8 protein-coding genes and 2 pseudogenes are annotated in these 7,579 nt (G+C 58.0%); all 10 read right to left on the bottom strand.

What is annotated here, in order from left to right; genetic code table 11:
- Window positions 1-801 (bottom strand): annotated as a pseudogene (locus P792_RS31435) (hypothetical protein); the annotation flags it as partial.
- On the bottom strand, window positions 801-1,943 hold the full coding sequence (locus P792_RS31430) for a baseplate J/gp47 family protein (protein ID WP_023979329.1): 1,143 nt from the start codon (window positions 1,941-1,943) through the stop codon (window positions 801-803). The gene P792_RS31430 and the pseudogene P792_RS31435, both read right to left, overlap by 1 nt.
- A gap of 39 nt (window positions 1,944-1,982) precedes the next feature.
- Window positions 1,983-2,357 (bottom strand): hypothetical protein, encoded by a 375-nt coding sequence (locus P792_RS31425; protein ID WP_023979328.1) that lies wholly within the window; start codon window positions 2,355-2,357, stop codon window positions 1,983-1,985.
- Window positions 2,354-3,007: a baseplate assembly protein gene (locus tag P792_RS31420; protein ID WP_023979327.1), complete on the bottom strand. Its 654-nt coding sequence runs from the start codon at window positions 3,005-3,007 to the stop codon at window positions 2,354-2,356. The genes P792_RS31425 and P792_RS31420 overlap by 4 nt, the downstream gene beginning before the upstream one ends.
- Before the next feature lie 6 nt (window positions 3,008-3,013).
- Complete coding sequence (locus tag P792_RS31415) at window positions 3,014-3,871, bottom strand: hypothetical protein (RefSeq protein WP_023979326.1); 858 nt, start codon at window positions 3,869-3,871, stop codon at window positions 3,014-3,016.
- A gap of 206 nt (window positions 3,872-4,077) precedes the next feature.
- Window positions 4,078-4,278 carry a hypothetical protein gene (locus P792_RS31410; RefSeq protein ID WP_035440173.1) on the bottom strand — a complete coding sequence of 67 codons (201 nt, stop codon included), beginning with the start codon at window positions 4,276-4,278 and terminating at the stop codon, window positions 4,078-4,080.
- A 52-nt stretch (window positions 4,279-4,330) separates the two neighbouring features.
- The gene (locus P792_RS31405) at window positions 4,331-5,200 is read right to left on the bottom strand and encodes a hypothetical protein (RefSeq protein WP_023979324.1); all 870 of its coding nucleotides are present in this window, start codon (window positions 5,198-5,200) and stop codon (window positions 4,331-4,333) included.
- Window positions 5,201-6,392: 1,192 nt separating this feature from the next.
- Complete coding sequence (locus P792_RS31395) at window positions 6,393-6,710, bottom strand: hypothetical protein (protein ID WP_023979322.1); 318 nt, start codon at window positions 6,708-6,710, stop codon at window positions 6,393-6,395.
- 2 nt (window positions 6,711-6,712) lie between these two features.
- Window positions 6,713-7,138: a hypothetical protein gene (locus P792_RS31390; RefSeq protein ID WP_023979321.1), complete on the bottom strand. Its 426-nt coding sequence runs from the start codon at window positions 7,136-7,138 to the stop codon at window positions 6,713-6,715.
- A gap of 3 nt (window positions 7,139-7,141) precedes the next feature.
- Window positions 7,142-7,579: pseudogene (locus tag P792_RS36090) on the bottom strand (phage tail protein); the annotation flags it as partial.

The raw sequence follows: 7,579 nt of genomic DNA, 5'->3' as shown, positions 1-7,579 counted from the left end.
GTTACACGCCATCGAGACCGCGTTTCCATAGCCCCCGTCGTTACCATTTGTCCCGGCAAGCGACGTATTGCTGAACAAGATACCGGTTTTCCAGGAATCAGGATTGTTGACGAAAACAATCCCGGCTTCGCAGTCAGACGTGCCTTCGGTCTGCCCTCCACCAGCACCAATCTGTATGGCGTAGGTGCCGCCACCGCAATTCGGATGATAGGGGGTCGATACACCGTAAGCTGGTCCGCCCAGATTGACGGCCTCAAGCTCCATGACAAAGCTCGGCTGGTAATTGACGCCCGGCATACGCCAGGCCTCACCGTAATAAGCATAGGCTGTGGTCTGGGTCGGGCTCGTCGTATCATCAGCGATCCCCCAGGCTGCCATCCCGATCGAACTGGGAACATGACCCAGCTTGTCGCGTGACTTGAGTGCATCGGACGTACGTGATCCTGCAACAAAGGCACTGTTGCCAAACCGGGCGAGGCATGCCGCCTGGGCATTTTCCAGCGCCCAGGGCCCGATGGACGTCGTCGCCATCAAAGCTGAAAGCCAGTCCTGTCGGTTTACGTCACGCGTATTGAGCGCCGGATAATCGGCGGCAGCGCCGATAAAGAACCGGTCGCCATAGCGACTGACCTTGGCACCTTCCTCGGCGAAGAATTCACCGCTGGCCGGTGAGTCGGCTGGTGCGCCGGCAATCTGGCTTGCTGTGGCATTGAGCGTCTCGACACCATCTGATGTCGCAACGACAAGAACTTCCGCCCCACCGATAGAGGGGATTGGAAAATAACTGTTGAATTTCGGCATTACCCCTCCTGAACGATCTGTACGGAGATCGTGCCTGGGAAAAGCGATTGACTGGCTTCCCCCACAATATCTTCCTGCGCGTTATTCAGACGTATCTGTGATATCGACAGCACTGCATCACCCGCCGCCGCATAGGCCACATAGCCAAGCCGACTATAGGCGTAGCCGCCCCCGATACGTGACGCCCGGATATCAGCGCTGATGGCCTCGAGCAGAGTACGCTGCACCGTATCGGCATCAGCGCCGAGAGTTATGCTCACAACCATTGAAACCGAGACAGAAAACATGACGGGTCGCTGGACGGCAAAGCCAACACCAAGGGCCTTGCAGGCATCAACCTGAGCATACACACGGCGCAGCACCTGATCAGGCACGGCATCACTCCCATCGTCGACAACAACCGTGAAATATCCCTGACGCGTCGTTCCATCCGGCGCCGCACCATCAAAGATTGCATAGTCCAGATTATTCTGGGTTTCAGCGATGGCGCTTTCCACCGCGGCCCGTGAGGCGCTTGCCTTGGCGGCAAGCCAGAGCGGGAAACGCTGCCGAAGCTGGGCGTCAGTCTCCTGATCTGCCCCATTGGCAAAAGTGGCTTCATTGGTGACGATATCAATTCCGGCAACCGACGTGCCCATAAGCGATATGGCACCTGTAGCAACGTTACCCTGAACGCCCTCCAGTAGGGCCTCTACGGGCAAGGTGAGCGAGGCTACGCCAGTCGGGCGGACATACCCCCGCGTCGCACTCGACCAACGTTCGTGGGTCGTATCGGCAATAACCTGAAACGTCACAGCCGCCGCTGTTCTTACCGTGACGCCCGGCCGCACCACAGCCGAGATATCCTGAAAGGAAAAACAGGTCATGGTGACGGATCCCAGCGCCTTCACGCCGGGCAGTCGTGTCATGCCAAAATCCCCGACGAAGCTGTCGCAGTCAGCGCCACTCGATGTCGCAAGCCGTGTCCGACACAGCACCTGCATCAGCATGTATTGCAGCCAGAGCCCAAGTCCCGAAACGCTCTCGACAAGCGCACGCCCTGGCGTTCCTATATCGAGTGTCAGTTTTCCTGCGCAGCTCGCTTGCGCCGTAACAACCGCCGTCTGAACAAGGGATGAGAAAGAACGCAGAGAAAACGCCATGAGCTTCCTGATTCCATGCCGGCGCGAGCCGAGCTGGGCTCAGATCGTGCCATCCTGATTGAATGTGAATGTCTGCCGGTCTGATCCATCGCGCCCGCTATAGGTGATCGTGCACAGATAAGTGCCCGGCGCCTTGGCCTGCAGTTCGACTGTCACGGGCTGGGTCTGATCGACACCGGCTTCAAGGCCGAGCTGGCTTATAATCAGTCCCCGCGTCTCGACCTCGGCGATAGGCATACCGATACGGGCAAGCAGGCCAGCCCCATAATCGACATGCCAGAGATAGGCACCGGGGTTTGTACACAGTCGGCGCAGGATGGATTGTCGTGTTAGCAGATCTCCCGACGCCTCGCGCAGGCTGCCAGCAGGATCACAAAACAGATCCTCGCCAAACACGTGATAAAAATCGCTCATCCGACAGGCTTTCCCGTCATCCCGTTGGCATAGTGGTGCACATGGGCGTCGAGACTATGCAGATCTGTTCGCACATCACCGCCCAAAACAGAAAGGTTACCCCCCGAAATCCGTACACCCGCACCGGATATCTCCAGTCCATTTTCTCCCAGACTCATCTGCACTGTGCCGGCACGCAACACGATGGATGATTGCCCGATGATACAGCGCAAGTTCCCTGCACCGAATGAGACACCCTCGCGCTGGATATGAAACCAGCCCCCTTCCCCGGACTGGCCCTGCCCCTCTTCAGAGGGGGCACCGCAACCTGTACGCACAAGCAATTCCCCGGGCTGCGCCACCTTGCCTGTCTGGGGTGAAATCGCGGGACCAGCCACCACGTCGAAGAGTACCGATGTGATGACGAAGTTTTCGCCATCCCCCTCAATCGGCATCAGCAGAACATGAGTGCCGATCGCGCAGGGACATGACAAACGCAGGTCGCCAACTTGTGTCAGCGCCGCATCGGGCAGCCAGCCCGTTTCAGTATCATCAGGCTGCAGACGTACCTTCACCGCATGACTGGAGGGGTCTACCGCGCAAACGATCCCATGCACCGCATGGGTTACACGCATCTGATGGGCTGCTGCCCATACCGGATTATCCATCATAACCCCTCAGAAAATACGGTCCCGAAGCGTGACTTCCTGCCGATATCCCTGGGAGAGATCGAAAAAATGATCGACCGCATCCACCGCCAGTGTCCTTGGTCGATCTATCATCTCTCCTCCCAGCTTCATGAAATGACGCGGCTCAAGCCCCGCAATGGCTGGCAATGAGAGCCTGGCTTCACAGGCATGAGAGACGATCCGACGGTGCTTCCCCTGCGCCAATCGCCTGATATCGTCCATGCGCAGACCAGGCCCCCGAAACGTATAAAGCGCTGCACCCGATGCAGGGGGCTCTGTGGAAAATTCCTGCCCATCATAAAAAATTTCGCTTCTCGCGCGCTGGCGCGAATCCCATGAGCGCACACCGACCGATACCGCCCCACTCAGACCGAAATCATAACGAAAATGCTGCATCGTCATGCCGTCCGGTTCAAAGATCTGACCACTATCGGCACCTGATGGACGGTTGATAATAATTGCTCGTCCACGGGCCTGACATTCATAGCCGTGATCACGCGCCAACGAAAAAGCCAGATCGAAAGCCGTCTGATAGCGATGCTGCGCACTGGCCGACAAACGTCTGTGCTCCAGCTGCCAGAACTGCCCGCAATAATAATCACCAGCGATATCGTTCCCGTTCAGGTCGCTCTGGAACTCCAGTCCGGCAGCCTGCGCTGCCTGCTGGACAATCTCGATAGCTGTCTGATTATTCCATGAGCGTGTGAGACGCGTATCCAGCAAAAAACAGAGATAGTCTCGACACTCCAGACGAAACGATACCGGATCATTCTCTCGCGTTATGGCGTCCAGTGCCCCGTGAAACACGCTACGCCATCCAGCCTCGCCCGCAAGGCGATCAATCACCTGTAAATCTATATCCGGCCTGTCAAAACCACTTCGCCCGGTGAGGTGGGAAAACAGGGCAGATCCATCCTGTGCGGCGATAACGATGTGCGCCGTGTCGCACCGTTCATATCGCGTGCATTGCAGTCGGAAACCGCAAACATGCACACCCTCTGGGCTCGTTCCATCGAGAAGAAGTCGAACTTGCCAGCTTCGGATCCTGCCCGTCATACCTCTGGCAACCCTCCCGTCTGTCCAACTGACGCCTCATCCGGCAGCAGGATCTGCACCGGCACCTCAAAGCCGGACAGATCCGGGTCGCTCATCCCGTTGCACGCGGCAATCCGCCACCATTGCAAGGCATCACCAAAATAACGGACCGCCAGATGGAAAAGAGACACATCGTCGCACGTGACCTGTATCTTCATCGCAATTCTCCCGCTTCATATTCATGACGGGTCGAAACCCAACGCCATGATTTCAACCGGCCAGAGTGCGCAGTGCCCGGTTCGCGTAACTACCGGCCTCGACGCCCAGAACAGACGCCCCGGCATTTTGTGAAAGCAGGGACAGAGCACCCGCGCTATTCACTGCGCCAGCTTCCATCGCCGCTCCAGCGTCCTGCGTAACTTGTCCCAGTTCACGAGCGGCAACGGAAAGAGGCGCCATCACCGAAACTGCCGCCGTTGGCACCCGCGATACAGACATGGCCGTCTGCCAAAGCGCGCTTGCCTTACCCAGAGCAGCCTGCGCACGCGCCACCCCACCACCTGCGCCCAGAACCTGCGCAACCGGCATGATTTGACCCGTCAGTGAGGTCAGCATGGTCGTACCAACCCATCCAGCCTCCGACATCTCCCCCAGCAGGCCCGCTATCATGCTCAAACCGCTACCCAGATCAGCCCCCGCTATTTCCCCCATGCTCAGGGAAATAGCGGGCGGCAAAGCCTCGCGCTCCAGCACAAGCCTGTAAGGACAAATCGTGCCCCGCGCCTGATACGACCAGGTAAATTCGGCAATCCAGACCCTGGCCGATAAATCCGCAACCGAGAAGGAAAGCGCTCGTGAAGCCTCACGCATGGCCTCAACCCGTCTCGCCCGCAGAGTCGCCAGGGGACCGACAAAGCGACCGGTCAAAACCAGTCGCGCGGGATCATTCCCGACAGCATCGATAACACGCCCGCCACCGAGAAGCCGATGGATCACCAGCAGTTGCCGGCCACCCATCACAAGCTCGTCCGGGACTTCCGCCCCACTGAGGATCAGATCACCCAGCACGACCGGTGCTGACCTGTCGATCAGGCCTATCGCCCCGAGGGCATTTTCCATCTCGAGAAGCGACACACCCATGCGTAACCCTCCTACATCAGCCCGATACTCATATTCGGATATTGAGGCGTGGCGATCTCATCAATCATCGCGCCGTAACTCCGCATGGATAGCGCGCGGGACATACTGGTCAGTATCGGCAGATATTGCCCATCACGCTGAGAGGATCGTTCGGCGGCGGCCCACCCCTCCTCATGCTGCAAATGCCCGGTTCGTCCAGCCCCGTTTCCAACAGAACTCCCCTTCGCACCCGGCAAGGAAAAGGGCGGCAAGACTGCCAGATCCCCGTCCCCAGAAACCGGTAGTCGCATTGCGGAAATACCGCGCTCCCGCAGTCCTGAGGGCAAGCGAATGACAGGGTGAGGCAGTTGCCGCGCCACAGCACCAAAGCTCGAGCCTTTCGGCCCGGTCCCTGATGCCGGAGATAACGGCATAACGCCGACAATTCGCCTGACATGCGCCCGCAGGCCTACCCCGGCATAACCTGTCAAACCGCCCCTGTCTGTGGACACAGAGGGCGTTTCCCGCGCACCCATACGCTGCAAATGCCCATACGATATCGAGCCAGATCGGCGTCGCAACGTAGTATCAGAAAACGCGACAGACTTCGTTGCCGCATCTGAATACCTGAAGGACGAAATATCAGAACGGACCGGCATAACAGATGAGAGAACAACACCCCTTCCAGCTTCCGACATGGCCGGGTGACCAATCAAGGGTTTGAAAGGACCCAACAGATGAGCCCCCGCAATGGCGGAAACGTCCAGCCCTCGCGATCTCCGCGCATCCGATACCTGCGATACCCCCGTGTTTCTCGCTCTGGTGGATAAGGACAGCACAGAACGCGACACTGTTCCCGCAGAAAAAAAAGCCGGAGCGCCGCTATCGCGTAATTGGCTCGACCGGGCCGAGAGGGCCTTGCGCCGCAGCGGCACAAACGAGTGGCTTCCCCCCGAACGTCTCAGCACCGAGAGCCATACATCCCCAACCTTGCCCCTAAATCCAGGCATATGAAACTGCATGATTTTTCCTCAGCGTCATCAGGCTCGGTCTTGCCGGTATGAGCACGCCTCCCAGTCAAACTGGAATCCGTCCATTTCTGCCATGACAATGCAGGCGGCCACACGTCTGGCCCGTGTCCACCCCATGACGACCGACCACGGCACCCCGTTTTTCACGAGATAAAGCGTCTCACGAAAAACAGGGTGCCGCGTCAGTTTTTTGCTGGCGCCATAACGGCGTCATTTTCTTGCACCGCCCCGTCATAGACAGATTGCAATGCTGCAAGCCCATCATTGCCAATCCTGCGCGCCAGATCCTTGATCTCGTCCTTGGTCTGGGGCATCTGCACCGGCACACCATCAACGGCGCGAACCGAACAGATCATCTGTGCATAGGCCAGCCAGGGTGATGCCGAAGGTCCGGACACAGCGCTCCCCGCCGCCTCGATCAGATCAAGCATGTCGCCCGGATCGAGTTCGCAAAGGCTGAGCTTGCGTCCCGAACCGAATTCCAGTGTCTCAGGCAACATACTCAAGATATCTTGCTCCTCAGCGAGGCATAGAATTGCACATGCTGGTGAATCATTCCCTCCGCCTGCCAGCGATCCGTCTTCAAGGACAGCGATACACCGCTATATTCCCAGGTGCTGGTCGTGCCGTCCGGCTCACGGATATACTGGTAAAGCGTTCCGCTCCCGATACTACCAGCATTCCAGAAAGCGGCCTCGATCGCTGCCACCAGACTATCGAGATTGGCATTGGCTCTGGCAATCGTGAAAATCCCGCGCCAGCCGCTGGGGGTATTGAATTCAACCGGCAGTCCATTCAGCGGCGTGGCCCGCTGAATGATCGTATGTTGCTCTGACTGGAACCCGGTCACATCACGCAAATCAATGCGTGAACCGTTCCAAAGCAGCGTGATCCTGCAATCCCGCCCGATACTATAGGGGTTCGCCATCAATCACACACTCCCGCTGGCAGTGCTGACGCTTACCGAAGCGCCTCCCTGCAGGTTGATGATGAATTTTTCATTGATGCCCTGGTACTGCACCTGCACATCAGCCTGCACATATCCCGTCGCAATGCGCTCAGTGGGATTATTCGTCGCATCGCAGATCACCGCGTAAGGCAATCTGCCTCCTGTCACACCGAGGATGTTCTGCGACAGCAGGCCCGAGAGAAAGCCAAGAAGCGAGGCACGAATATTACCAAACAGTGTATCGTTGATCACACTGCCAACATACTGCCCCATCGTCCCCTGAAGCGCGCGCGCTAGGTAGTTTGTCAGGCGGGTATAGGCATCGCTCTGAATCGCCACATTCTGCGAAGTGTTATGGCCTGCCCGTATCGACCAGTATTGCCCACCCGGTGACGGGTTGCAGATGACGTCAATCCCGTT

Origin of the sequence: Asaia sp. SF2.1, assembly GCF_000505765.1 — a bacterium.
Classification (GTDB): domain Bacteria; phylum Pseudomonadota; class Alphaproteobacteria; order Acetobacterales; family Acetobacteraceae; genus Asaia; species Asaia bogorensis.
This window is presented reverse-complemented; position numbering and strand designations above follow the sequence as displayed.